This window comes from Sulfitobacter sp. (assembly GCF_036960155.1).
Lineage (GTDB): Bacteria > Pseudomonadota > Alphaproteobacteria > Rhodobacterales > Rhodobacteraceae > Sulfitobacter.
This window is the reverse complement of the sequence record NZ_JBALWB010000001.1, coordinates 95,038-119,407: the sequence shown is the minus strand read 5'-3', so window position 1 is coordinate 119,407 and position 24,370 is coordinate 95,038. Positions and strand designations below refer to the sequence as shown.

26 protein-coding genes are annotated in these 24,370 nt (G+C 53.4%); 11 read left to right on the top strand and 15 right to left on the bottom strand.

What is annotated here, in order from left to right:
* Positions 1 to 87 precede the first annotated feature (87 nt).
* The 5 genes from V7775_RS00450 to V7775_RS00430 form a co-directional block, all read right to left on the bottom strand.
* Entirely contained in the window at positions 88 to 789 is a 702-nt protein-coding gene (locus V7775_RS00450) for an OmpA family protein (RefSeq protein ID WP_443070071.1), read from the bottom strand.
* Positions 776 to 2,212, bottom strand: coding sequence for a type II and III secretion system protein family protein (locus V7775_RS00445; RefSeq protein WP_335749885.1), 1,437 nt, complete (start codon positions 2,210 to 2,212; stop codon positions 776 to 778). Before V7775_RS00445 ends, V7775_RS00450 begins: the two co-directional genes overlap by 14 nt.
* A gap of 215 nt (positions 2,213 to 2,427) precedes the next feature.
* A complete protein-coding gene (gene cpaB, locus V7775_RS00440) occupies positions 2,428 to 3,279 on the bottom strand; it encodes a Flp pilus assembly protein CpaB (protein ID WP_335749884.1) in 852 nt (283 codons plus the stop codon).
* 140 nt (positions 3,280 to 3,419) lie between these two features.
* The gene (locus tag V7775_RS00435) at positions 3,420 to 3,617 is read right to left on the bottom strand and encodes a hypothetical protein (RefSeq protein ID WP_335749883.1); all 198 of its coding nucleotides are present in this window, start codon (positions 3,615 to 3,617) and stop codon (positions 3,420 to 3,422) included.
* Between the two features lie 134 nt (positions 3,618 to 3,751).
* Positions 3,752 to 3,955, bottom strand: a complete 204-nt coding sequence (locus V7775_RS00430) for a Flp family type IVb pilin (protein WP_335749882.1) — start codon at positions 3,953 to 3,955, stop codon at positions 3,752 to 3,754.
* 359 nt (positions 3,956 to 4,314) lie between these two features.
* Here V7775_RS00430 and V7775_RS00425 point away from each other — a divergent pair, with 359 nt between their 5' ends.
* Positions 4,315 to 5,139 carry a lytic transglycosylase domain-containing protein gene (locus V7775_RS00425; protein WP_335749881.1) on the top strand — a complete coding sequence of 275 codons (825 nt, stop codon included), beginning with the start codon at positions 4,315 to 4,317 and terminating at the stop codon, positions 5,137 to 5,139.
* Positions 5,140 to 5,147: 8 nt separating this feature from the next.
* Here the strand turns inward: V7775_RS00425 and V7775_RS00420 are convergent, their stop codons facing one another.
* From V7775_RS00420 to tldD, 7 genes are all read right to left on the bottom strand, one after another.
* Entirely contained in the window at positions 5,148 to 5,771 is a 624-nt protein-coding gene (locus V7775_RS00420; RefSeq protein WP_335751036.1) for a 3-oxoacid CoA-transferase subunit B, read from the bottom strand.
* A complete protein-coding gene (locus V7775_RS00415; RefSeq protein WP_335749880.1) occupies positions 5,771 to 6,475 on the bottom strand; it encodes a CoA transferase subunit A in 705 nt (234 codons plus the stop codon). The genes V7775_RS00420 and V7775_RS00415 overlap by 1 nt, the downstream gene beginning before the upstream one ends.
* Positions 6,476 to 6,605: 130 nt before the next feature.
* Positions 6,606 to 7,172 carry a L,D-transpeptidase gene (locus V7775_RS00410; protein WP_335749879.1) on the bottom strand — a complete coding sequence of 189 codons (567 nt, stop codon included), beginning with the start codon at positions 7,170 to 7,172 and terminating at the stop codon, positions 6,606 to 6,608.
* A gap of 134 nt (positions 7,173 to 7,306) precedes the next feature.
* Entirely contained in the window at positions 7,307 to 10,078 is a 2,772-nt protein-coding gene (topA, locus tag V7775_RS00405) for a type I DNA topoisomerase (protein ID WP_335749878.1), read from the bottom strand.
* 177 nt (positions 10,079 to 10,255) lie between these two features.
* Positions 10,256 to 11,413: a DNA-processing protein DprA gene (gene dprA / locus V7775_RS00400; protein WP_335749877.1), complete on the bottom strand. Its 1,158-nt coding sequence runs from the start codon at positions 11,411 to 11,413 to the stop codon at positions 10,256 to 10,258.
* A gap of 92 nt (positions 11,414 to 11,505) precedes the next feature.
* Complete coding sequence (locus V7775_RS00395) at positions 11,506 to 11,874, bottom strand: hypothetical protein (protein WP_335749876.1); 369 nt, start codon at positions 11,872 to 11,874, stop codon at positions 11,506 to 11,508.
* A gap of 93 nt (positions 11,875 to 11,967) precedes the next feature.
* Positions 11,968 to 13,389 carry a metalloprotease TldD gene (gene tldD / locus V7775_RS00390; protein ID WP_335749875.1) on the bottom strand — a complete coding sequence of 474 codons (1,422 nt, stop codon included), beginning with the start codon at positions 13,387 to 13,389 and terminating at the stop codon, positions 11,968 to 11,970.
* 166 nt (positions 13,390 to 13,555) lie between these two features.
* Here tldD and coxB point away from each other — a divergent pair, with 166 nt between their 5' ends.
* From coxB to V7775_RS00345, 9 genes are all read left to right on the top strand, one after another.
* Positions 13,556 to 14,452, top strand: coding sequence for a cytochrome c oxidase subunit II (gene coxB / locus V7775_RS00385; protein ID WP_335749874.1), 897 nt, complete (start codon positions 13,556 to 13,558; stop codon positions 14,450 to 14,452).
* Positions 14,453 to 14,549: 97 nt separating this feature from the next.
* Positions 14,550 to 15,485 (top strand): heme o synthase, encoded by a 936-nt coding sequence (gene cyoE, locus V7775_RS00380; protein ID WP_335749873.1) that lies wholly within the window; start codon positions 14,550 to 14,552, stop codon positions 15,483 to 15,485.
* Positions 15,485 to 15,679, top strand: a complete 195-nt coding sequence (locus tag V7775_RS00375; protein WP_335749872.1) for a cytochrome C oxidase assembly protein — start codon at positions 15,485 to 15,487, stop codon at positions 15,677 to 15,679. The genes cyoE and V7775_RS00375 overlap by 1 nt, the downstream gene beginning before the upstream one ends.
* Positions 15,679 to 16,254: a cytochrome c oxidase assembly protein gene (locus V7775_RS00370; RefSeq protein WP_335749871.1), complete on the top strand. Its 576-nt coding sequence runs from the start codon at positions 15,679 to 15,681 to the stop codon at positions 16,252 to 16,254. The genes V7775_RS00375 and V7775_RS00370 overlap by 1 nt, the downstream gene beginning before the upstream one ends.
* A 24-nt stretch (positions 16,255 to 16,278) precedes the next feature.
* Complete coding sequence (locus V7775_RS00365) at positions 16,279 to 17,085, top strand: cytochrome c oxidase subunit 3 (protein ID WP_335749870.1); 807 nt, start codon at positions 16,279 to 16,281, stop codon at positions 17,083 to 17,085.
* A gap of 95 nt (positions 17,086 to 17,180) precedes the next feature.
* Positions 17,181 to 17,861 (top strand): SURF1 family protein, encoded by a 681-nt coding sequence (locus V7775_RS00360; RefSeq protein ID WP_335749869.1) that lies wholly within the window; start codon positions 17,181 to 17,183, stop codon positions 17,859 to 17,861.
* A 3-nt stretch (positions 17,862 to 17,864) separates the two neighbouring features.
* The gene (gene thrC, locus V7775_RS00355; protein ID WP_335749868.1) at positions 17,865 to 19,253 is read left to right on the top strand and encodes a threonine synthase; all 1,389 of its coding nucleotides are present in this window, start codon (positions 17,865 to 17,867) and stop codon (positions 19,251 to 19,253) included.
* Entirely contained in the window at positions 19,250 to 20,512 is a 1,263-nt protein-coding gene (locus V7775_RS00350; protein ID WP_335749867.1) for a M16 family metallopeptidase, read from the top strand. Before thrC ends, V7775_RS00350 begins: the two co-directional genes overlap by 4 nt.
* The gene (locus V7775_RS00345; protein ID WP_335749866.1) at positions 20,512 to 21,096 is read left to right on the top strand and encodes a GNAT family N-acetyltransferase; all 585 of its coding nucleotides are present in this window, start codon (positions 20,512 to 20,514) and stop codon (positions 21,094 to 21,096) included. Before V7775_RS00350 ends, V7775_RS00345 begins: the two co-directional genes overlap by 1 nt.
* 9 nt (positions 21,097 to 21,105) lie before the next feature.
* Here V7775_RS00345 and V7775_RS00340 read toward each other — a convergent pair whose 3' ends face one another.
* Positions 21,106 to 21,423 carry a hypothetical protein gene (locus V7775_RS00340; RefSeq protein ID WP_335749865.1) on the bottom strand — a complete coding sequence of 106 codons (318 nt, stop codon included), beginning with the start codon at positions 21,421 to 21,423 and terminating at the stop codon, positions 21,106 to 21,108.
* 311 nt (positions 21,424 to 21,734) lie between these two features.
* Here V7775_RS00340 and V7775_RS00335 point away from each other — a divergent pair, with 311 nt between their 5' ends.
* Positions 21,735 to 23,153: an FAD-binding oxidoreductase gene (locus tag V7775_RS00335; RefSeq protein ID WP_335749864.1), complete on the top strand. Its 1,419-nt coding sequence runs from the start codon at positions 21,735 to 21,737 to the stop codon at positions 23,151 to 23,153.
* Between the two features lie 51 nt (positions 23,154 to 23,204).
* Here V7775_RS00335 and V7775_RS00330 read toward each other — a convergent pair whose 3' ends face one another.
* Both V7775_RS00330 and V7775_RS00325 read right to left on the bottom strand, forming a co-directional pair.
* Positions 23,205 to 23,735 (bottom strand): adenine phosphoribosyltransferase, encoded by a 531-nt coding sequence (locus V7775_RS00330; protein WP_335749863.1) that lies wholly within the window; start codon positions 23,733 to 23,735, stop codon positions 23,205 to 23,207.
* The gene (locus tag V7775_RS00325) at positions 23,732 to 24,361 is read right to left on the bottom strand and encodes a LysE family translocator (RefSeq protein WP_335749862.1); all 630 of its coding nucleotides are present in this window, start codon (positions 24,359 to 24,361) and stop codon (positions 23,732 to 23,734) included. The genes V7775_RS00330 and V7775_RS00325 overlap by 4 nt, the downstream gene beginning before the upstream one ends.
* Positions 24,362 to 24,370: the final 9 nt, after the last annotated feature.

Below are 24,370 nucleotides of genomic sequence, written 5' to 3'. Positions count from 1 at the left end.
TCTGGGAGGATTGATCAAAGCAGATAGCAGCCGTTAAAAGTAAAAAAGCCGCCTTAAGAGGCAGCTTTCCTGTTTTATGTCAGATGGTTACTCGGCTGAATCGAGGCCCGTGACTGCATCTGAGGTGAGTTGCGTTGGCGCTACAGCGCTTGTCACATAGTCACGATAAATGATTTGGGCGTATTTTCCGTCCAGCACAGTTGGATGGCGTTTCACAAAACCATTCACCTCGGTGACAGTACGGCGATTACGACGTTCACGGCCTTGCGATACGACCAGTGGTTGGGTTTCACCAAAAGAAACAACCGCTTCTAGACGGCTGCGGCTAATTCCTTGTGTCGAGAGATAGCTCACAACCGCATTGGCGCGGCGTTGTCCCAGGCTTTTGTTTGAACGGTTCGACCCAACAGCGTCAGTATGGCCGTAAACGCGGAAACGAATTTCAGGGAACTGTTTGATCCAACCCGCTTGTTGACGCAGAATTTCTTGTGCACTGCTGTCCAATTTGGACGAATTGAATGCGAAATTCACTGTGCTGTTCACTTCGTTCGAGAAGCGTTTAGCCAAATCAAAGGTATACTGGCGTTCGCCCGTCATCACGAGACGGTTGTTTAACGTGGCTTCGCCAAAACCGCCTGTGTCTACCAGTGATCCAGCTTCGGAATAAAACTGAGTGTATATTTGATCAGTACTGCCAGTGCAGGCGGTCAGCCCGATAACAGCCGACAGCAAACTGCCAGTGATGATTGTGCGTTGGCTCATACGTTGCATTGTTTCAATCCAGTACATAACCATATGACCCCGTAAAGTCCTGCTTGGCAACCTCACCCGCGGCGCCTTTTTGAGGAGTGCGCGTGCCAGCTGCAGTACGACCATGCAAGAAAAGGTCTTTTTCTGTTGGCGGCTTGATGCGATCTGTCGGCAATGCCAGTGCTTCGCCACGGGTAGGTGTGACGAGGTGGGCACTGATGATGATCACCAATTCAGTTTGGCTACGTTGATAGTTTGCAGAGCGGAAGAGGGCGCCCAATACTGGCACGTCACCGATCCAAGGAAGCTGCGCAGAACTGTCTGTGAAGTCATCTTGCAACAGACCTGCAATGGCAAAGCTTTCGCCATCCCGCATTTCTACTGTGGTCGAGGTTTCACGACGAGAGAAAGCGGCAATCTCGAAGCCGTCAATGTTGATACCGTTTGTAGTATCAATGGCAGATACTGCTGCTTTGAGCTCGAGGTTAATTAGGTCTTTGTCGACTACCCGGGGAATAAAGGCGAGTTCAACGCCAAAGGGTTTGAATTCGACAGTAGTCGTATCATTATCTTGAGCTACGGGAACCGGATATTCACCGCCTGCAAGGAATTTGGCCTCTTGGCCAGAGAGAGCCACAAGGTTTGGCTCAGCTAGAAAACGTACAACGCCTTTTTGCTCAAGTGCTTCGAGCAAAATACCGACCTGAGTCGAACCAGCGTTAAAGCCGAACAATATCGCGCCTGTATTGCTGTTTGAAGCGGGGAGGGACCCTGCGAGTGCTGAGGTGCTGCCTCCGTTTGAAACAAGAGTGCCGGAACCTGCGGAAACGCCCACGTCACTTCCGAATGCGCCGCCCAAAGATAGGGAGGAGCTAAGAGATTTGGACACAGAACGCTGCATTTCAGCAAAACGTACTTTCAACATGACTTGTTGAATGCCGCCAACGCTCATTAGGTTGGAAACGCGTTGCGGTGCGTACCGTTCAGCCAGTTCAAGCGCACGCTGCAGCTTTTGAGCAGACGAAACAATGCCTGACAGAACAACACCATCATTGGCAGAGCGCACTTCGATCCGTTCACCAGGAAGGATTTGACGAAGGCGTTCCTTAAATTCGGACAAATCGGGAGTGACCTGTACCTCGACATTTGTAATCAGACGACCAGCTGCATCAAACAACGTAAGCGTTGTTGTCCCTGGGGATTTACCAAGGACGTAGATGGTTCGATCTGAAAGAGAAGAAAGATCGGCAATGCCAGGATTGGCGATGCTCAGCTCTGCAAAGGGCGTATCGCTCTCAACAACAATTGCGCGGTTGAGCGGCACTTGCAATTTAGTGCTGGTGCCACTTTTAACTACGCGCAGGTTATCAGCACTAACAGCCGTAGGGGCAGTCACTGCATATGTGGATACGCTTAGCGTTAGCCCTAGAAGGACCGCTTTAATAAATCTATCGATTTTCATGTGACCTGCCTTTTTGATCACGCCTCAAAATAGGGTCTTTTTGCCCGTCGTTTGAAATACACTGCTGCAATTAGATTTTTTTTGCAAGAATCAATGCGTTCGGTCGAATAGTTTCTGTGGATAAATGGCAACAGATGCAAAATGCAAAACGCCGCCCGTTTTCGGGGCGGCGTCTTTTTGTAAGTCTAATCAGACGGATAATCCTGATCTATTGTTCAGTTTGTGCAAGGGATCGGAATGCTAACCACCTCCGCGCCGCGACGTGTGCGGATGGTGCAAACTTTCTCGGCTGCAGCTGCAGGGGCTTTTGTTTCTTTTACGATGCCGAGTAGATCCTGCTGGTTCACTTCAATGTTGTTCGCGATTACAATATCGTCGCCAGCGCCAACCAGTGATAGGGATAAACGGCCAGTTGATTGGGCCTGAGCAAGCGATGCCACTTGATTTGGTGTAACCGCTACAGTCACTGTACGGGCGATGCGGGCACCTTCCACTTCACCAGAGCTTTGATCGACAGCGATCAATGAAATGGTTGACTGGATCAATTTGGTCACTTCAAGGCGGTTTTGGCCGTTGCCACTGCGGCCCGTCCAATAAATATCGACACGGTCACCTGGGCGCAGAAAGCCTGATACACCGGAAGAAACGTCAACAGAGATCGCAAACGCACGCATCCCGCGTTCTAAGCGCGATGTTAATCCTGCGTCCTCACCCGGTTTAGAGACTTTGACGCTCAGTAAGGCTTCGTCTTTTTCGATGGGGCGTAGAATTACGCGCTGCTCATCGGTTGTTTCTGGGAAAATCGCAGTCAGTTCGGTGAAGTGGCCATCAGGAAGAGCCGCTATTGGAAAATCAACGATCCTAACGTCATCCTTACTCAGCTTTTCGCCGTATTTTAGGGCGCGATTGACTACAAATATCTTTTGGGTTGGTACAATTTGCGATTTGGCGGCTTCTGCGCGCGCAATCGCGTTTTTGTATTGGCCGATTTGCCCCTTAGCGAGATACACAGCGCCTCCAGCCAACGCGATGCCAACCAACAACACGAGTCCAAATATCATACGCATAATGTGTTCCTCTTTACCTTGGGGTTCGGGCATGCCCGAACGGATTAAGTTCTTTGGCAATGATGCCTATTGATTGTGGTGATTTTACGTCATTCTGAGAAAACCATCTGCCAATGGGCCATCTGGGGTCAATTGACGTTTTATTCGAGGCCAGCAATCTCTTCGACACTTGTATCGAGTAGGTAAGTCTCTACGTTGCCGGACACACTTTCACCGCCTTGTTGGATGGCCGCAAAAGACGCGATAGCCAACCCGCAAACTGCGGCTGTTAAGACAACCCAGTCAACAGTTACTGCACCGTCTTCTTTTGAAAGAAATATTTCTAACTTATGGAACATATGAGGTCTTTCTTTTTCGGTCGCACATGGCACATGGCACATTGTGCGAAGCCAAAGGAAAAGGGGCTGCATTCTATGCAGAACGCAGCCCCCACTCATTGGTAATAGCTTTAAGCTATCAACCGGTCAGCTTCTTACTCAGAAGCAGGTGCACCGATTGAACCAACAGCTTGCTCGCCGAGGAAGGTGGCGGTGTTTGCTGTCATTGCTTCGGAACCGGACTGGATGGAGCCGTAGGCAGCAATCGCCAGGCCAACAACCGCAGCTGTCAAAACAACCCAGTCAACTGTTACTGCGCCGTCTTCGTCATTGCGGAAGTTTTTTACGAAATTCATCATGGTAGTATCCCTCCAAAGGATTATTTTAAGTTTTCAATTTCAACCTCGTCTCACCGTGTGGCCCGCTCTCATTCAGGCCTGCTCGACTTGGTATGACCCTATATAGCTGTATGAATGGGGCATGAATTTGGCAGCAAATGCGGCATTTGCATTCGTTAGTATTTATTTGGTTAAATTTGTGATAGCACGTTGAAATTATTGAGTTTTAAAGTTTGAATGAATTGATATTTGTTAATATTTGAGGCTCAAACGCCCCAATTGAGGCAAAATCGCCATGTTTGCCGCCTCATTTGCTGGATTGAGAGGCCATTTTGAGCAATATTATTGGAAAAAAGCAGTAGATAATGAGAGCAGGCCTGATGAAACGTACGTTTTTAGCAGTGGCATTAGGTGCTGCACTGACATTTTCGCCCGCAGGATCGACATTACGTGCCGATTCACCTCCTCCGTTTCCTGATTTTAAGCCAAAATTTGTAAAACCCCCCAAATCGGGGGCGCGCAAACGGGTGAATGTGCAAATAAATCGTCCTGCACCAGGAATCACACCTGATCCAGTGGTGGCCGTGGCGCCGTCCGGCACGGTGACTCGTCCCAAAACGGGTCAGTATGATTGGTTCTGGGCCAAAGTATCGCCTGATGCGTCGAAATCGGGTCCAGGGCGATTGGAAGTCGCCATGACTACCTTATCAGGAGCAACCTCAAAGGTTTCCGCACCACGTTTGCAGCACATGCAGGACATCGCAAAGATACATGGCATTGATATCTTGCGTTCAACCATCGGGACTAACGTCTCTCCGGCGCTTGCGCTTGCAGTAATCTCGGTCGAGTCGTCAGGCCGTACAGACGCAACAAGCAGCGCGGGCGCGCAGGGTTTGATGCAGCTGATGCCTGCAACCGCCAGCCGTTTTGGTGTTAAAGACAGCTCAGTCCCCGAGCAGAACATCGCTGGTGGGATCAAATATCTGGATTGGTTGATGGGGGAGTTTAAGAACGACCCGATCCTCGTACTTGCTGGATATAACGCAGGCGAGGGATCAATACGTAAATATGAAGGTGTGCCGCCCTATGCGGAGACCCGTGACTATGTACCAAAGGTACTGGCCGCGTTTCAGGTGGCTAAGGGGCTATGTAAAACGCCGCCCGAGTTGATCTCGGACGGCTGTGTGTTCGCGAATATGAAGTAAAGTGAAGATTAGACCAGCGTCGCTTCAGTTGCGGCGCGCAATTCCTCTTCGGTGACGCCTTCAGCGCACTCTACAATACGCAGACCACCCTCAACGACATCCAGTACACCCATGTTGGTGATGATCCGGTCAACAACACCTTTGCCTGTTAGGGGCAGGGTGCATTCTTTTAGGACTTTGCTTTGCCCGTGTTTGTTGGCGTGATCCATTACAACGATCACGCGGCCAACGCCTGCAACCAGATCCATCGCGCCGCCCATACCTTTGACCAGCTTGCCCGGAATCATCCAGTTAGCCAGATCACCGTTTTCAGCGACTTCCATTGCGCCTAGAATCGCAGCAGCAATTTTGCCACCACGGATCATGCCGAATGACGTAGCTGAGTCGAAATAGGCTGTGCGGTCCATTTCGGTGATGGTTTGCTTGCCTGCGTTGATCAGGTCAGCGTCTTCGTCACCCTCAAACGGAAACGCGCCCATGCCTAGCATGCCGTTTTCAGATTGAAGAGTAATGTCTTTGTCGCCGACATAGTTCGCCACCAGTGTCGGAATACCGATGCCTAGGTTCACATACATGCCGTCTTCCAGCTCGAGTGCGGCGCGTGCCGCCATTTGGTTGCGGTCCCACATGATTATGCTTCCTCGCGTTTACGGGTTGTACGTTGTTCGATGCGTTTTTCGTGCTGACCTTGGATGATACGGTGCACATATACGCCGGGCAGGTGGATCAGATCGGGGTCTAGGCTGCCTGTTGGCACGATTTCTTCTACTTCTACCACACAGATTTTACCGCACATGGCGGCGGGCGGGTTAAAGTTACGGGCAGTCTTGCGGAAGACTAGATTACCTGTCTCATCCGCTTTCCATGCTTTGACGATTGCGAGGTCGGCAAAGATGCCCTCTTCAAGGATGTAATCCTGACCGTGCCAGTTTTTCACATCTTTACCTTCGGCAATCACAGTACCAACACCGGTTTTTGTGTAAAATCCTGGAATGCCAGAACCGCCAGCGCGCATGCGTTCGGCCAATGTGCCTTGTGGCGTGAATTCCAGTTCTAACTCACCTGATAGATACTGACGCATGAATTCAGCGTTTTCCCCTACATAGGACGAGATCATCTTTTTGACCTGCTTGGTTTGCAGCAAGATACCGATCCCAAAGTCATCAACGCCTGCGTTATTTGACGCAAATGTCAGGTCTTTGGTGCCAGCATCGCGGATCGCCGCCAAAAGCAATTCAGGGATTCCACACAGGCCAAACCCACCTGATGCGATCAACATGCCATCTTCGAGGATCCCATCGAGGGCCTCGGCGGCATTTGCGTAGACTTTTTTCATGAATTTCTCTCCCCATGATCCATGACTGGTTGAGGAGTTGTGACCCGACGGAAGGAAGGTGTCAATAAGATGCCGCGTCGCAGCGATGCGAGCGCAGCATCTCTCGGTGCTCAGGGGGCATATGAATAGCTTAGAACAGCCGGACCTGCGTGCCAATTTCGGCAAGAGCAAACAGCTCTTCGACCTTATGGTTATAGAGACCGATACAACCGTCCGACGATTGACGCCCGATTTTGCGTGTATCGTGGGTTCCATGAATAAGATAGGCAGGCCAGTCTAGGTACATCGCATGGGTGCCCAGCGGGTTGCCGGGGCCGGGGGGCATGTATTTTAATTCGGGGTTACGTTCCATCATGGATGCTGTCGGTGTCCAATCGGGCCCAACACGTTTGCGCACAATTTTGGTATATCCACGTTTGGTGAGCTCATCAGTACGTGGAACCGAGGAGGGATAGACGTTGTAGATTTCGCCGTCACCACTCCAAAAATGTAGTGCGCGCGAGCTTATGTCAGCAACAATTGCACCTTTTCCTAGCTCATCAAAGTGATCCTGCCACCGCTGCGTTGTAAAGCTCATTATGTTGCGGCGGTGTGTTTCGGGCACTGGAACCTCTTGGGCCAATACCAAAGACGGGGTGGCAAGGGCTGCTCCGGTTGCAACCATCATCCGGCGTCGGGAGAAAATCGATCCTGTCATTGCACTGCTCTTTTTGGGACTGTTCAAAATAGCAGATAATGATTTTTTTGACCCCGAACAGGGCCACACAGCAGCGTCACGCGAATGTGACGGGTTTGTGATCGGCCCCGCGCCTCAGCGCAGGGCCGAGACACCTATTCTTCTTTTGCAGTTGCTGCTTTTTTTGCAGGCGCTTTCTTGGCGGCCGTTTTGGGCGCGGCTTTCTTCTTCGCTGCAGGCTTTTTCTTGGGCGCGGCCTTCTTTTTGGCAGCGGGTTTTTTCTTACCTGACTTTTCAGCGCGTTCATCAATTAGATGAATCGCCTGTGTTAGCGTGATTTCTTCAGGTTCGATGGTGTCAGGAATCGTTGCGTTGATCTTTTCCCACTTAACGTAAGGTCCGTATTTGCCTTTCATGACATTTACCGGACCGCCAGCTTCGGGGTGTTCACCCAATTCGCGCAGTGGCGCTGCAGGTTGTCCGCGTGCACCGCGAGAGGCGACTTTTTCCGCCAACAGTTGTACGGCACGGTTCATCCCAACGGTAAACACCTCATCAAGGCCTTCAAGGTTGGCATTTGTGCCGCCACGATCAGATGTGCTGGGTGCGTGTTTGAGGTAGGGGCCATAGCGGCCGATATTGGACCAAACCATGATGCCGTCTTCGGGGTGTGGCCCGACCTCACGAGGCAATGAAAGCAGCATAAGCCCGCGTTCAAGATCAAGCTCCTCAGGGGGCCATTCTTTTGGAACTGACTGGCGCGGAGGTTTTTTGTTTTCTTCGGTCAAGGCGCCGCGCTGAACGTAGGGGCCAAAGCGGCCCTTAAAGACGCGAATTTCCTCACCCTCATCCTCGCCTAGCAATTTGCCGTCTGGGGGAATCGCAGATGCTTCCGCTTCTGGGTTTGGTGGGCCAAACGGACGTGTGTAACGACATTCTGGATAGCTGGAGCACCCGATGAACGCGCCGCCTGAGCGTGCTGTGCGCATGCTAAGACGTCCAACGCCGCAATTCGGGCACAGGCGCGGGTCCGTACCTTCTTCATTCGCAGGGAAAAGGTGCGGGGCCAGCACGTCATTGATTTTTTCGAGAACTTCAGTGATCCGCAGCTCAGATGTTTCAGCGATAGCTGCCGAGAAATCATGCCAGAACCCGTGGAGAACCTTTTTGTAATCTGCTTCACCAGCGGAGACTTTATCCAGCTGATCTTCTAGATCGGCAGTGAAATCATACCCGATGTAGCGGCGGAAATAATTTTCAAGGAAGGCCGTAACAAGACGCCCCTTGTCCTCAGGGATCAAACGCTGGCCTTCGCGGCGCACATAGCCACGGTCCTGAATGGTTGTAACGATGCTAGCATAGGTTGACGGTCGGCCAATGCCCAGCTCTTCCATACGTTTAACCAGCGTCGCTTCGGTGTAGCGGGGCGGTGGCTGTGTAAAGTGTTGAGAGCCAAGCACGGCATCGGTTTCCGCAAGCAAAGCGCCTGATTTGCGCTGCATACCTGATGGGCCTTTGTCGCCCGTATCGATAAGTTCGTCATCTTTAACGCCAGCAGCTTTGCTGAAGTCTTCGCTGTAGCGCGCAGCGGCAGCTTTCTTCAGTGCGTCGCCTTGGGCGATTTGGGGCAGGCGCTTTTCATCATCATCCGCAACATCATCGCGACCTTCTTCATAAACCTTGAGGAAACCGTCAAACAGGACCACTTGGCCAGTTGCGCGCAGAGTGACCTGATTGTCAGCCGATGAAACCTCAACGGTGGTGCGCTCCATACGGGCACTTTCCATCTGGCAGGCCAGCGTGCGTTTCCAGACCAGATCATACAGCTTGCGCTGGTCGCCATCCATCAGCTTGAGCGCATCAGCGTCTTTGGACATTTCGGTTGGGCGTATACATTCGTGCGCCTCTTGGGCGTTTTTAGCTTTGTTTTTATAAACGCGCGGTTTTGCAGGCACGTATTTGTCGCCGTAGCGGTCTGCAATTGAATCGCGTGCCATCTGCACGGCTTCGGGTGCCATATCGATGCCATCTGTCCGCATGTAAGTAATGTGGCCGGCCTCATACAGGCGCTGTGCCGTGCTCATCGTTTGACGGGCACCCATGCCAAATTTGCGGCTGGCCTCTTGCTGCAAGGTCGAGGTCATGAAAGGGGCAGAGGGGTTGCGAGAGGCAGGCTTGGCTTCAACCGAAGACACTTTAAGGTCACGGCTGGACACAGCCTGAACAGCCATTTCTGCTTTGGTCGCGTCGTTAAGGTCAAATTTATCGAGCTTCTTACCAGCCAATTCGGTCAGGCGAACCTCGAATTCTTGCCCCGCCGGAGTGGCAAGTAGTGCTTTCACGCTCCAGTATTCACGAGGGCGGAAGGCTTCTATTTCCATTTCGCGTTCGGTGATAACGCGCAGAGTGACCGATTGCACGCGGCCTGCAGATTTTGCACCGGGCAGTTTGCGCCACAAAACGGGACTGAGGTTGAAGCCCACCAGATAATCCAATGCGCGGCGGGCAAGATAGGCCTCTACCAGCGGCATATCCACTTGTCGCGGGTTCTTCATTGCCTCGGTAACAGCGCTTTTGGTGATGGCATTGAAAACAACACGGCTGACGGGCGTGTCTTTTTTGATCGACTTGCGGGCAGTTAGCGCCTCTTGAAGGTGCCAGCTGATCGCCTCGCCTTCGCGGTCCGGGTCAGTTGCGAGAATGAGTTCGTTGTCATCCTTCAGCGCGTCCGCAATCGCTTTCATGTGCTTTTTTGAGCCGCTGTCGATTTCCCAAAGCATCTCGAAATCATTGTCGGTATCGACTGATCCGTTCTTTGGCGGCAGGTCTCTTACGTGGCCATATGAGGCAAGTACCGTAAAGTTATCACCGAGATATTTGTTGATCGTCTTGGCCTTGGCGGGAGATTCGACAACGACTACTGGCATGTATTTACGATCCTTCGACGGGGTGTTTGGCGGCGTCTATGGCCTTTGACATGTGGGATGCAAGGGGTCTTTGTCAATGCGGCCTACAATCTGGGGTGCTGTTGTCGGCGGGGAAAATACCCAGACATGCTGCAGGTGCGGGGATCAAACGTGTCCAATTTCGGAGTGATTTGTGATTTAGACAGGGCGTGAAAGCAGGCCGCCAGGGCTACGCATGACTTTGCCATCCATCTCTAATTCTACAAGGGTGGGGGTGATCGCGGCAGATGGAATCTGCAGGTCACGTATCAGTTGATCTTCGGCCACGGGGGATGGGCCAAGCCGCTGAAGGATCGTTAAGTGCAGATTCGCCGTCTCACGTAATGAACGGCGCGTTTTCGTCGCAGGTGGTTTTTTCTTTGGGGTAGGAATCGGCAATTCTGGCGTGTCGTTTTCAAAAGAAGAGAGCGCTTCGAGAATGTCATTTGCATTGCGCACCAATGTTGCGCCATCACGGATCAACATGTTGCACCCCGCAGCGCGTGCATCAAACGGGTGGCCGGGCACAGCCAGAACATCGCGTCCTTGATCAAGGGCATCGCGCGCTGTGATCAAACTACCGGACTTTGCTGCTGCTTCGACCACTACCGTTGCGCGCGAAAGGCCCGAAATGATGCGGTTGCGTTTGGGGAAATGGCGGGCAGTTGGTTGCGTCCCCATTGGCTGTTCTGAAATGCGTAGCCCCTGTTGGGCGATGTCATGCGCAAGGTTGGTATTTTCAGCAGGGTACATAATGTCGACTCCACCAGCCTGTACGGCAATGGTCCCAAAAGGCAATGCAGCCAAATGCGCGGCGGCATCCACACCGCGGGCAAGGCCGGACACTACGACAAAGCCAGCTTCGCCCAGCTCATGGGCGAGGGTTCGTGCCATGCGCGTGCCAAGTGAAGATGCGTTTCGCGCACCGACCAGCGCAATTGTGGGCCGTGTAAGAAGTTTAGGATCGCCGAGCAGCCATAAGAATGGGGGCGCATCTGAAAGCTCTGCCAAAGTGGCGGGGTAATCTGGGTGGTCAATGTGCAATAATTTTGCGCCCTGTGCGTGTCCGGCACGCAGTTCGGCACGTACAACGCCTTCTGGGCATATCTCGTAACTGGAAACGCCCGCGGCGCGCGCTACCTCTGGTAGCGCGGCCAGCGCATTTTGCGCAGTGCCGTGTTCAGCCAGTAGTCGTTTATACGTAGAAACACCGACCCGGCGCGAGCGCAACAGACGGAGACGGGCAAACTGTTCGTCTTCCGGGGTGGGTGGGAGTGGGGGGTGAGTGGAAGAAGGATTGTGGTCCTCGATAGTCATCCCGTTGCTCCGTCTGTTGCTAGAATCAGGTATAACTTTTGCTGGTTAACAGGGGATGAATCAAATGGGGGCAATTCGGTTCAAGTCAAAATTCAATGGGGTTGAGGCGATATCAGCCCGCCTCTACTTATTGATTTCGCAATGCACCAGAAAGTGAAGGCCATTGCGCCGCCATAGAGGATCAGAATGACGGGATGGATATCAGTGGAAAAGAACGGAAGGTACAACAAGATAGAGGACACCATACCGAAGAGAACCATGGTGAGCCAGCGGCCGTAGCCCCTATGTGCAGCAGCCAAAAAGAAGGCACCGCCGAAGATCAATCCGTACCAAGAAAGCAGGGGGCTGAGGATGAAGAGTCCACCAAATCCGAATAGGTATCTCGACCAAAATAGCTCTATCTCCGACAACATTTGACCGATCATTATGAGCAGCCCGCCAAGCGCAACCCAAAATGCCATCACCCCCCAAAATGGCGAGGAGCGCAGTCGACGCTGAGATGGTCTGGGCAGCTGATACGTCATTGCGCCATATCAGCTGTCGCAGTGAACCGCTCAAGCGGCTGAACCACCTACCGTTAGTCCACCAATCATCAACGTTGGTTGGCCAACGCCAACAGGCACCCACTGGCCCTGCTTGCCGCAGTTGCCCATGCCGGGATCAAGGGCGGGATCATTGCCGATGGCGCGGATTTGTTTGAGGGCGGTCGCCCCGTCACCAATTAGCGTGGCACCTTTGACAGGTGCGCCGACAACGCCGTTTTCAACGCGGTACGCTTCGGTGCACGAGAACACGAACTTGCCGTTGGTGATGTCCACCTGACCGCCGCCAAATCCCACAGCGTAAATACCATCCTTGAGTCCCGCCACGATGTCACCGGGGGCAGTATCACCGCCCAGCATATACGTATTGGTCATGCGCGGCATTGGGATATGAGCAAAGCTTTGGCGGCGTCCGTTGCCTGTGCTTTTGACACCCATCAGACGCGCGTTTTGGCGGTCTTGCATATAGCCGACCAGTTTACCGTCTTCGATCAGCACGTTTTTGGCGCTGGGCGTGCCTTCATCATCGACTGATATGCTGCCGCGACGATCGGGAATCGTTCCGTCATCCAAAACAGTGACACCCTTGGAAGCAATTTGTTGGCCCATCAGCCCCGCAAACGCGGATGTACCCTTGCGGTTGAAATCACCTTCCAAGCCGTGGCCAATCGCTTCGTGTAATAAGATTCCGGGCCAGCCAGGCCCAAGGACCACGTCCATAACACCAGCGGGCGCGGGAACTGCCTTTAGGTTCACCAAGGCGACTCGCAAGGCTTCGCGGGCTTTGCCCTGCCAGTCCTCAGCGGCCAACATGCCATCAAGCGGGATTCGCCCCCCACCCCCAGCAGTGCCGCTTTCGCGGCGGCCCTCATGTTCTACAATGATTGAAACGTTTACCCGCGTCATTGGGCGGATATCGCGCACAGAGGTCCCTTCGGGTCGCAAGATTTCAATCTCTTGGATTGAAGCGGCGATTGACGCACTTACCTGAACCACCCGTGAATCAAGTGATCGGCAAAAATCATCGATCTCGCGCAGTGTTTCGACTTTTACAGAAAATGCGGCCCCGGCAATCGGGTCTTCGTCTGTGTATAGCTTTTTGTTGGTGCCAGTTGGCGCGTCGGCCCATGTGCCACCACCGTCGCCAACAGCCAGTCGCGCAGTTTGTGCGGCGCGGCGCAGGGCTGCTTCGGAAATCTCTGTTGAGTGCGCATATCCGGCAACCTCACCGCGTACTGCGCGCAGGCCAAAACCTGTTGCAGCATCATAACTTGCGGTTTTCAGGCGCCCGTCATCGTACATCAAGCCCTCCGAGCGTCGCCGTTCGAAAAATAATTCGCCGTCATCGGCGCCAGCAACGGCTTCCCGCAATACGGTTAGGGCAGTGTCGCGGTCCAGATTTTCTTCGAACGGCGAAAATGGTGTGTCGGCCAAGGTAAGTACTCCGTAAAGTTGGGAAGGGGTGCCTCGCGTCTATCTGACGCAAGCATAGGACTTTCTTTCGTTCTCAGAATATGATTGTAAGGCGCAAGATTACAACGGCAGGGTGCCTTCCTGTTCGTTTTTGCCAACCCGGGTCAAGAATATCAGGACGACAATTATGAAAAAGCAGCTCACTCTTGCCAGTCTTTTGGCTGGCTTCACTAGCCTACCAGCATGGGCCCAAAGCGTTGATCCTCAAGGGCTTGAGATTATTGGCGCGCCAATCGATGGGAAAATGGGCTTTCAGCCGGGTGTTACAGAGCTCGCTACTGATTTGCAGTGGCTCGATGGAATGATTCTTGTGATCATTACACTTATTTCCCTGTTCGTGACGGGCCTGATGATTTGGGTTGCGATCCGCTATAACGCCAAGCGTAACCCGACACCTGCGACATTCACACACCACACACCTGTTGAGATTGCATGGACGATTGTACCGATCCTTGTTCTGGTCGCGATTGGCGCATGGTCGTTGCCGATTCTTTTCCGCCAGCAGGAAATTCCTGTTGCCGACGTGACAATCAAAGCAACTGGCAACCAATGGTACTGGTCATATGAGTATGTAGACAGCGACTTTGGCTTTGATAGCTACATGATCGGCGCACCGGCGCTGGGCGGCGAAAATATGAAGACGCCTGAAGTTATCGCGCAACTTGAAGAGGCTGGATATTCCGAAAGTGAATGGCTTTTGGCGACGGATACCGCGGTTGTAGTGCCGATCAACAAGACAATTGTTGTTCAAGTAACTGGTTCCGACGTGATCCACGCATGGGCTGTTCCTGCCTTTGGTGTAAAGCAAGACGCCGTTCCGGGCCGTCTGGCCGAACTATGGTTTAAAGCCGAAAAAGAAGGCGTGTACTTTGGTCAGTGTTCCGAACTGTGCGGTAAGGCTCACGCCTATATGCCAATCACGGTTAAGGTTGTATCCGAAGAAGCATACGAAGAATGGTTGAACCGCGCTGCAGAAGAATACGCAGGAATTTTTCAGCCCCTTACAGTCGCATCTGCTGACTGAACGTTTGACGGGGTTCGCCCCAGCTAGCCATATGCCGCAGTGTGCTTGATCCCATGCTGCGGCTTCGCCACACGAATTGCCATGAGGTACACCGCCAATGACTGACGTGACAAACGCACAAAGCTACGAAAGTGAGCCGCAATTGGGGGATTATTATGCCCTGATGAAGCCACGCGTCATGCAGTTGGTTGTTTTTACTGCTGTTGTTGGCATGCTCGCTGCACCAGTGTCTGTGAACCCAATTATTGGTTTCACCTCTATCCTGTTCTTGGCCATTGGTGCTGGTGCTTCTGGCGCATTAAACATGTGGTGGGACGCCGACATCGACGCGGTGATGAAGCGTACGCTTAAACGTCCTATTCCGGCGGGTAAGGTTACTGCACAATCGGCCATGTACCTGGGTGTTGCTCTGTCAGGCCTGTCGGTCATGATGTTATCCCTAAGCGCGAACCTACTTGCAGGCTTCATGCTGGCCTTCACTATCTTTTTCTACGTTGTACCTTATACGATGTGGCTCAAACGCACGACCCCGCAGAACATCGTTATCGGTGGCGCAGCCGGAGCATTCCCACCGGTTATCGGTTGGACTATCGCAACAGGTGGTTTCGCGCTTGAACCGTGGCTGATGTTCGCGTTGATCTTTGTGTGGACGCCTCCGCACTTCTGGGCGTTGGCGTTGTTTATGCGCAATGATTATGATGACGCGAAAATACCGATGCTGACGGTTACGCACGGTCGCCGCGCCACGCGCAATCACATCCTAGGTTATACTGTTTTGCTGGTGATTCTGGCTGTTGGCACTGCATTTAGCGCGATTGGCGGTTGGGTCTATTTGGCTACGGCGCTGGTGCTGAATGCGATGTTCCTGAAAGGCGCATATGACATCTGGGGCCGTGACGAAGACATGAGCGAAGCAGATGATTTCGCGGTTGAGCGCAAGTTTTTCTTGCTGTCGCTGTGGTATCTATTTGGGCACTTTGTGGCCATATTGATTGAAGCAGGGCTGAAACCCTTCGGATTGGGAGGCTGGTAATGTCGCTGCGCAAAGAGCACGAGATTCACGAACGTCGCAAAAGCCTCAACATCGGAGTGGGTGTGATGCTGGGGGCGTTTGTTTTGCTGGTCATGGTTTTGACCTTCACCAAAATCACGTCTGCGGGCTTTAGTATTCCTGCCTCAAAAGCTTCTGGCGTGGGTGAGCAACTCAGCACCGAGGGCTCTGACTGATGGCGATGACCGGCCCTCAAAAAACGGTAGCTCAAACTGTTGGGCTTGTTGTTGTTATGGGCGGGCTCGCTTGGGCCTCAGTGCCGTTTTATGATTGGTTCTGCCGCGTTACTGGTTTTGGGGGCGTGCCGGGGGTTTCTGCCGTTGCTTCGGATGAAATACTGGAAAAAACGGTTAAGATTCGTTTTGACGGATCCCTGAACAGCAACATGGCTTGGGAATTCAAACCTGTTGAACATGAAATGGAAATACGCATCGGTGAAACGGGATTGGCGTTTTATGAAGCGTATAACCCAACGGACAAACCGATCGCCGGACAGGCGTCCTATAATGTGACGCCATATCAGGCGGGCGGATTCTTCCAAAAAATCGACTGCTTTTGTTTCGAAGAGCAGGTGCTGGCTCCTGGTGAGCGGGTGCAAATGCCGGTCAGCTTCTATGTTGATCCCGAAATCGTGAGTGACAGTGAAGGTCAGTATATACATACCATCACCCTCTCATATACATTCTACGAAATTGATCTGCCCGAGGGATATGCCTCCCTTGATGTAGATCAGCCAACTGACTTGAACTAATAAAAGGACATAGGGACGCGCGCCATGGCCCATGCAAAAAATCACGACTACCACATTCTGTCTCCTTCCATCTGGCCGCTGCTCAGCGCGCTGTTTGCTTTTGTCATGCTCACAGGCGGTGTCCTGTGGATGCATGAGATGACGCCTTTTGTCTTTTTGATCGGCTTTGCTGGCACGCTGTATTGCATGTTTGGCTGGTGGTCTGAGGTTGTTGAAGAGAGCAAGATTGGCGATCATACCAAGGCTGTTCAGATTGGCCTGCGTTATGGCTTTATCCTGTTTATCATGTCCGAAGTTATGTTCTTTGCGGCGTGGTTCTGGAGTTTTTTCAAACACGCCATTTACCCGATGAACGAATACTTGGGGTCTACTTATGTACCTCCAGTGATCTATCAGGTCGATGCCTTCCACTTGCCGCTGATCAACACGTTGATCTTGCTTTTGTCCGGTTGTGCCGTGACATGGGCGCACCACGCATTGGTACACGGCAACAACCGCGCTGACCTAAAGAACGGTCTGATCATTGCTGTTGTCCTTGGTGTTCTCTTCACGTGTCTGCAGGCATATGAGTACGAACACCTGCTGCACGAAGGTTGGGAATTTGGCGGAGACAAGTTCTTCTCTAACTTCTTCATGGCCACAGGGTTCCACGGCTTCCACGTGGTGATTGGTACCATCTTCTTGTTTGTCTGCTGGCTCCGTGCACGTGCGGGTCACTTCACATCCGAGCATCACGTAGGCTTTGAGGCCGCAGCTTGGTACTGGCACTTTGTTGATGTTGTATGGCTCTTCCTGTTCTTTGCCGTCTACATCTGGGGCATCCCGTCCTAAGGGCGGACTTGCACCTGTAGCTACACAGTTTAAATACCAACGCGCGGGGCACATGCCTCGCGCGTTTTTCATTCCAAACAGACCATAGGCCTATCATGCGTCGCAATCTTTTTTTCATTGTTATCGGTGTAGGCGGGGCCGCTGTCCTGTTGTGGCTTGGCTATTGGCAGACGGGGCGGTTAGGAGAGAAGCTGAACATCATCAGCGACATCAATGCGCGCATCGCAGCAGATCCAGTTGAGCTGCCCGTATCACCTGATCCTGATAGTGATTCCTACTTGCCTGTTGAGGTGTCTGGCCAACTGGGCAGCGAATACTTGCGCGTTTTGGTCAGCCAAAAAGAGATCGGCGCGGGCTACCGCATTATCTCGGTGCTGGACATGGGTGGCCGCCGTGTGCTGCTTGATCGCGGGTTCACGCCCGTAGCCCAGCAGAACATCCCCACGCACGAGGGCACCGTCACGGTACAAGGCAATCTGCAATGGCCACAAGAGACCGACGGCTTCACGCCTGAGCCAGATACAATAAAAAACATCTGGTTTGCCCGCGATGTGGCCGTCATGGCCGAAACGCTCAAGACTGATCCGATCCTCATTGTGGCCAAGAAAACGTCATTCAATGACGCACCTGTTAGCCCCCTTCCTGTTGACACTGCCGCGATTCCAAACGACCACCTTTCCTACGCTATCACTTGGTTCTCGCTTGCGGCGATCTGGATGGCGATGACTGTGGCCTTTCTCATGCGCGCCCGTCGCGCACCCCAACCAAAGAGCTGATCCATGCGCTATATTTCGACCCGAGGCACCGCCCCAACATTGACCTTTGAAGAAGCAATGCTGACCGGACTAGCCCGCGATGGCGGCCTGTATGTCCCAGAAAACATTCCGCAGCTGAGCCACGCGGATATCAAAGCCATGGGTGGGCAGACCTATGAGGAAATCGCCTTTACCGTTATGCGCCCGTTCATTGGCGATACGTTTACCGATGCCGAGTTCCGCGATCTGATCGCAAAAGCTTACGCAGGCTTTGGTCACGACTCGCGTGCGCCGTTAAAAGAACTCGCGCCGAACCACTTCCTGTTGGAGTTATTCCACGGGCCCACGTTGGCATTTAAAGATTTTGCCATGCAGCTGATTGGTCAAATGTTCCAGCTTGCGCTGGGGCGTAAGAATGAACGTGTGACAATTGTGGGCGCGACCTCGGGTGATACCGGGTCTGCTGCGATTGAGGCGTTTCGCGGTTTGGATAACGTGGATGTTGTTATCCTCTATCCGCATGGTCGCGTGTCCGAAGTGCAGCGCCGCCAGATGACCACTCCCAGCGAGAGCAACGTGCACGCACTTGCGGTAGATGGTGATTTCGACGATTGCCAAGCGCGCCTGAAAGACATGTTTAACGATTTTGAATTTCGTGACGACGTAAAGCTGGCAGGTGTGAATTCGATCAACTGGGGCCGCGTGTTGGCGCAAGTTGTGTATTACTTTTCATCGGCTGTGTCCTTGGGCGCGCCGGATCGCAAGATCAGCTTCACTGTACCCACTGGCAACTTTGGCGACATCTTCGCGGGCTACATCGCCAAACGCATGGGCCTGCCTATTGATCAACTCATTGTGGCGACAAATCAGAATGACATCCTACACCGCTGCCTGTCCGGACAGGGCTATCACAAAGACACTGTGCATCCCTCCATTAGCCCGTCGATGGACATTCAGGTCAGCTCGAATTTCGAGCGGGCGTTGTTTGACGCTTATGACCGCGATGGAAGTGCCGTGGCTCAGCTGATGACCGAACTGGGGCAGGGTGGGTTTGACGTCTCTCAAGGCGCTGCACAGACCTTGTCTGAGCACTACACATCTGGTCGCGCCTCTGAGACAGAAACAACGCAGACCATTGCAGACATGCTGGAACGTAGCGGCGAACTGCTATGTCCCCACTCGGCTATTGGTGTGAAGGTCGCAAATGAAATGCGTGTTGCCTCCACACCGATGGTGACCCTCGCCACAGCGCATCCAGCCAAGTTCCCCGATGCGGTTGAGGCAGCGACAGGTATTCGCCCCCCCTTGCCAGCGCGTATGGCCGACCTTTATGACCGCTCTGAGCGTTTGACCCGTGTGCCAAACGATCTTGAAGCGCTTAAGTCTCAAATCAAAGGACTGATTTCTCAGTGACATTGCAAACGCACCGCCTCGCCAATGGCTTTCGCATCGTGACCGAAAACATGCCGGGGCTTGCCTCGGCTTCTATCGGGGTATGGGTTGGCGCAGGTGGCCGCCATGAGACACCTGAGCAAAATGGCATCGCTCATTTTCTGGAACACATGGCCTTTAAGGGCACCAAGACACGTACCGCGCTGCAGATTGCAGAAGCGATCGAGGATGTGGGCGGATATATCAACGCCTACACCTCGCGTGAGGTGACCGCCTATTATGTGCGTGTGCTGGAAAACGATGTGCCACTTGGCCTTGAGGTGATCGCAGACATCCTGCGCAATCCAGTCATGGACGAGGCCGAGATCGAAGTTGAACGTGGCGTGATTTTGCAAGAGATTGGCCAAGCGCTGGATACACCTGACGATGTGATCTTTGACTGGTTGCAGGAACAGGCCTATTCCGACCAGCCCATGGGCCGCACCATTCTGGGCCCTGCCGAGCGTGTATCGAACTTTAGCCGTAACGACTTGAATGGGTTCATCGATCAGCATTATGGCCCCGAACAGATGATCTTATCCGCTGCTGGCGCTGTCGATCATGATGCTTTGGTTGCGATGGCTGAAAAGCTGTTTGGTGATATGAAGCCCAAGCCAGCCAGCCTTGCGCTTCCGGCTGTGTTTTCTGGTGGTGAGCACCGTCAGAATAAATCATTAGAGCAGGCGCATTTTGCACTTGGCTTTGAAAGCCCCGGCTACCGCGCTGACGATATCTATGTCGCGCAAATTTACGCATCTGCCCTTGGGGGCGGCATGTCGAGCCGCCTGTTCCAAGAGGTCCGTGAAAACCGTGGACTGTGCTATACGATTTTTGCTCAGGCAGGGGCCTATGCGGATACGGGCATGATGACCGTCTATGCAGGCACCTCAGGTGAGCAGTTGCCAGAGCTGGCAGGCATCACCATCGACGAGATGAAGCGCGCAGCCTCTGACATGTCGCCTGCCGAGGTGGCACGTGCACGTGCGCAAATGAAGGCAGGTTTGCTTATGGGGCTGGAAAGTCCGTCCAACCGCGCAGAGCGGTTGGCGCGGTTGATCCAGATTTGGGATCGTATCCCAGCATTGGAAGAAACCATTGCCCAGATTGATGCTGTAACCACTGGCGATGTGCGTGACTTTGCTGAACGAATGGCAGGCACGGCACCTGCGGCATTAGCGCTGTATGGTCCTGTAGAAAACGCGCCTACTCTTGAAGCGCTTGAGGCAAGGCGCGCTGCTTGATGCTACTGATGCGGCGCAAGTTGAAGCTTGAAACGGAGCGCATGACGCTGCGCGCTCCGGTGCAGCAGGATTTCCGGTCATGGGCTGCATTGCGCAGTGCCAGCCGTGAATTTCTGTCTCCGTGGGAGCCAGCGTGGTCGGCAGATCATCTGACTCGCAAGGCGTTCTCGAACCGGGTCTATTGGGCCAACCGTTCGATCAATGCAGGCACTGCGATGCCGCTGTTTCTTGTGCGCCGCAAAGACCAAGCACTGCTGGGGGCTATCACCCTAGACAACATTCGCCGTGGCCCTGCATTAGCAGGCACGTTGGGGTACTGGACCGGAGAGGCATTTACCCGCCGAGGTTACATGCGCGAAGCGATCGAAACGGTTGTGCACTACGCCTTCACCCATCTTGAACTCAGCCGCATCGAAGCGGCATGTCTGCCGGAAAACACCGCGTCACGCGGATTGCTAGAGCGTTCGAGTTTTAAGTATGAGGGCGTCGCGCAGAGCTATCTGCAGATTGACGGGCGCTGGCGTACGCATGTGCTGTATGCCGCATTACGCGGTGATCGTCGGGGGAAGACGACCACCACGTAAATATCTTACTTAGTTACGGCCCACGTTTACATGCTTTTTGCTGCGACGATTGTTTTTGTTCAGCGCATCATAAACAGGTTTGTTGTAGACGCCCTCGCGGCCATAGGCGCCGTGTGTTGGTGAGCCAAAGTGACCACCATGGCGGTGTTCGCTAAAGGAGCGATCACGGGTGCGGGATGCAAATACGCTGATATTGTTGGAAGTGCTCCATGTAACACCGTTCTGCTTGTAGGTGATTTTGTTGCCACCTGCTGTGGCAGCGGAACCTGTGAGAGCCAGACCAGCGGACAATGCAAGGGCGGAGAAGACTGCGATAATCGGTTTCATGTTGTGTTCCTTTTTAGGGCGTTGTTTTACTTTGTACCTCCAAACTGGTGTTGGGGGCCGCTCAGTTCAAATGAATTGGCTGTGACGGAGTGTGAGAGGTACGGGCATTGAAATGCGGTTTGGTGCTTGTAAATATAGTGTTTTGAGATGTTGGGAGTGAAACAATCGATCACGGAGGTGCGTGAGCGGTAGGTCTTCAATACAGCGAGATCACAGCTTGGTGTCGAGTTGGGAGCGAGCGTTACCGAAATTGACTGAACTATTGGGCTACTTGCTCTTGCATCCGGTGCGATCGCGTTAGATCAAAGAGCATGACACATGATCTGAACCCCGCCGATGATGCCTTTGCTGAAACCCTGCGTGCCGCGCTGCCTGATGGGACGTTGGAAACATTATCTGCGGGCTACCTCGAAGAACCCCGCGGGCGCTATGTGGGGCAGGGCGGCGTATTAGCCAAGCCGCGCAATGTGCAAGAGGTCGCAACCCTGATCCGCCTTGCAGGCCTGTCCCGCGTTGGAGTGATACCCTACGGTGGCGGTACGGGACTTGTTGGCGGGCAGGTGATGCCAGATGGCCCACCTCCATTGATCCTGTCACTTGAACGCATGACAGCTATTCGTTCCATTCATCCTGATGAAAATGTTCTGGTGGCCGAAGCAGGGGCCATTTTGGCGGATGTGCAAAACGCAGCCCAAGCACAGGATCGTCTATTCCCGCTATCGCTTGCCGCACAAGGCAGTGCGCGCATCGGTGGGAACCTTGCCACAAATGCAGGCGGCACAGGTGTGCTGCGGTATGGCAATGCGCGTGATCTTTGTCTTGGCCTAGAGGCGGTGATGCCCAACGGTGAAATTTGGCATGGGCTGACAAGGCTGCGCAAAAACAACACGGGCTATGATCTGCGTCATTTGCTGATCGGAGCAGAGGGCACATTGGGAGTGATCACTGCTGCGGCTCTCAAATTGTTCGCGCGCCCAGCGATGACGGGTACGGCGATGTTGGTTGTCGAAAGCCCCGCCGCCGCCCTCAAATTGCTGAGCATGGCGCGGGGCCTGTTTGGTGAGATGGTCAGTGCGTTTGAATTGATCCACCGTCAGGGATTTGAATTCTTGAGTGAAACAATGCCCGAAGTACGCCAGCCCTTTGATACGCCGCCCGAATGGTGCGTGCTGATCGAATTGGGTTTAGCCGCGGATATGGACCCTCAAACAGCATTGGAAACCTTGTTTGTTGATGCCTCTGAGGCAGGTTTTGTGCCGGATGGGTTGATTGCACAGTCTTCTGCCCAAGCTGAAAGCTTCTGGACCATCCGCGAAAGCATCCCCGCAGCAAACAAACACATTGGCTCAATTTCCAGCCACGACATTTCTGTGCCGCTGGGGGCAATTCCTGAGTTCATCATCCAAGCGGGTGCGCGGTTGGCTAAAATGGGTGATTTTAGGATCAATTGCTTTGGTCACGTGGGCGATGGCAACTTACACTATAACGTCTTTGCCCAAGTGGGCCGCAGCCGCGCTGATCACGAAAACCAGCGCGATGTGATCAAGACGTGCGTGCACGATCTGGTGCATGCGCTGGGTGGGTCAATCTCGGCTGAGCATGGGGTAGGGCGGCTCAAGGTCGGCGACCTTGAGAAATACTCTGATCCGACCAAATTGACTGCGATGCGCGCGATCAAAGCGGGGCTTGATCCGCAGGGCATCATGAACCCTGGTGCAGTTCTTAGATAGGTCTGATCCGAAAGCTTGATCTAAGCTTTCGGTTCAGATTTTGACTATGGCCTAGTGACCGTCAAATTCACACAAGACCTGAACGTCATGACCCATCGCTTCCAAACGCTTGCGGCCACCCAATTCGGGCAGATCGATGATGAAACTGGTCGAGACGATCTCGGCGCCCAGACGTTCCAGCAACTTGATGCCCGCTTCTGCGGTGCCACCCGTGGCCAGCAGATCATCGATAACCAGTACTTTTTCGCCAGCACGCACCGCATCATCGTGGATTTCCATCGTCGCTTCGCCGTACTCAAGCTTATAGTCCTGCTGCAACGTCTTGCCGGGTAGTTTGCCCTTTTTGCGGATCGGAACAAAGCCAACGCTGAGCTGGTGGGCAATCGCGCCGCCCATGATAAATCCGCGTGCCTCTAGCCCGACAACCTTATCGATGCGCATGCCCGCATAGGGATGCAACATCTGGTCAATCGCCATGCGAAACCCACGTGGGTCGGCGAATAAGGTTGTCACATCGCGAAACATGATCCCTTTGTGGGGAAAGTCGGGGATGGTACGGATGTAATCTTGAACCGATTTCATGATGTGCTCCTGCGCAATGTGGCGGTCAAAATGCCCATGGTAATAAGGGCGCCTCCGCCTGCACGTGTGATCCAAGTAATAACGTTGGGCCGCGCGATGATGCTGCGAAGGCGGTCTGCGGCCAGCGCATACGCCAGTGAGTTGGCAGCGGCAAGAGTAACAAAGGTAGCGATGAGGATTGCAAACTGCGGTAGCAAGGCTGCGTCTGCGCGGATGAACTGAGGCACAAACGCGATGAAGAACGCGATGCTTTTAGGGTTAAGTGCTGTAACAGCAGTTGTATGCCCAAAGACACGCGAAGCAGTGATGTTTTCAGCTTCCGGCATTTCTAATCCGCTGGTGGGGGCAGAGCGGATCAGCTTGAAGCCAAGATAGATCAGGTATGCCGCACCAACCCATTTGAGCGCGACAAACAATGTTGCAGAGGCAAGTACCAGTGCGCCAAGCCCGGCCAGCGATGCCGTCATGGCGATCAGATCACCCAAAGCAACTCCTGCCGCAGAGGCAACCGCAACAGATCGCCCCTTAGAGAGGGCGTAGCTGAGCACCAATAAAACAGTTGGGCCAGGAATAAGAAGCAGCGCCATAGAGGCGGCGACAAACGTAAGCCAAAGATCAAAGGGCATGGGGTGCTT

Coding starts and splice junctions, on each gene's coding strand:
- V7775_RS00360 (WP_335749869.1), top strand. CDS start 17,181: ATGCGTCGCAATCTTTTTTTCATTGTTATCGGTGTAGGCGGGGCCGCT.
- V7775_RS00445 (WP_335749885.1), bottom strand. CDS start 2,212: ATGAAAATCGATAGATTTATTAAAGCGGTCCTTCTAGGGCTAACGCTA.
- V7775_RS00345 (WP_335749866.1), top strand. CDS start 20,512: ATGCTACTGATGCGGCGCAAGTTGAAGCTTGAAACGGAGCGCATGACG.
- V7775_RS00450 (WP_443070071.1), bottom strand. CDS start 789: ATGTACTGGATTGAAACAATGCAACGTATGAGCCAACGCACAATCATC.
- V7775_RS00395 (WP_335749876.1), bottom strand. CDS start 11,874: ATGGCATTTTGGGTTGCGCTTGGCGGGCTGCTCATAATGATCGGTCAA.
- V7775_RS00335 (WP_335749864.1), top strand. CDS start 21,735: ATGACACATGATCTGAACCCCGCCGATGATGCCTTTGCTGAAACCCTG.
- V7775_RS00375 (WP_335749872.1), top strand. CDS start 15,485: ATGTCGCTGCGCAAAGAGCACGAGATTCACGAACGTCGCAAAAGCCTC.
- V7775_RS00370 (WP_335749871.1), top strand. CDS start 15,679: ATGGCGATGACCGGCCCTCAAAAAACGGTAGCTCAAACTGTTGGGCTT.
- V7775_RS00410 (WP_335749879.1), bottom strand. CDS start 7,172: ATGACAGGATCGATTTTCTCCCGACGCCGGATGATGGTTGCAACCGGA.
- cpaB (WP_335749884.1), bottom strand. CDS start 3,279: ATGCGTATGATATTTGGACTCGTGTTGTTGGTTGGCATCGCGTTGGCT.
- thrC (WP_335749868.1), top strand. CDS start 17,865: ATGCGCTATATTTCGACCCGAGGCACCGCCCCAACATTGACCTTTGAA.
- V7775_RS00330 (WP_335749863.1), bottom strand. CDS start 23,735: ATGAAATCGGTTCAAGATTACATCCGTACCATCCCCGACTTTCCCCAC.
- V7775_RS00415 (WP_335749880.1), bottom strand. CDS start 6,475: ATGAAAAAAGTCTACGCAAATGCCGCCGAGGCCCTCGATGGGATCCTC.
- coxB (WP_335749874.1), top strand. CDS start 13,556: ATGAAAAAGCAGCTCACTCTTGCCAGTCTTTTGGCTGGCTTCACTAGC.
- cyoE (WP_335749873.1), top strand. CDS start 14,550: ATGACTGACGTGACAAACGCACAAAGCTACGAAAGTGAGCCGCAATTG.
- topA (WP_335749878.1), bottom strand. CDS start 10,078: ATGCCAGTAGTCGTTGTCGAATCTCCCGCCAAGGCCAAGACGATCAAC.
- V7775_RS00430 (WP_335749882.1), bottom strand. CDS start 3,955: ATGATGAATTTCGTAAAAAACTTCCGCAATGACGAAGACGGCGCAGTA.
- V7775_RS00435 (WP_335749883.1), bottom strand. CDS start 3,617: ATGTTCCATAAGTTAGAAATATTTCTTTCAAAAGAAGACGGTGCAGTA.
- dprA (WP_335749877.1), bottom strand. CDS start 11,413: ATGACTATCGAGGACCACAATCCTTCTTCCACTCACCCCCCACTCCCA.
- V7775_RS00425 (WP_335749881.1), top strand. CDS start 4,315: ATGAAACGTACGTTTTTAGCAGTGGCATTAGGTGCTGCACTGACATTT.
- V7775_RS00365 (WP_335749870.1), top strand. CDS start 16,279: ATGGCCCATGCAAAAAATCACGACTACCACATTCTGTCTCCTTCCATC.
- V7775_RS00325 (WP_335749862.1), bottom strand. CDS start 24,361: ATGCCCTTTGATCTTTGGCTTACGTTTGTCGCCGCCTCTATGGCGCTG.
- V7775_RS00340 (WP_335749865.1), bottom strand. CDS start 21,423: ATGAAACCGATTATCGCAGTCTTCTCCGCCCTTGCATTGTCCGCTGGT.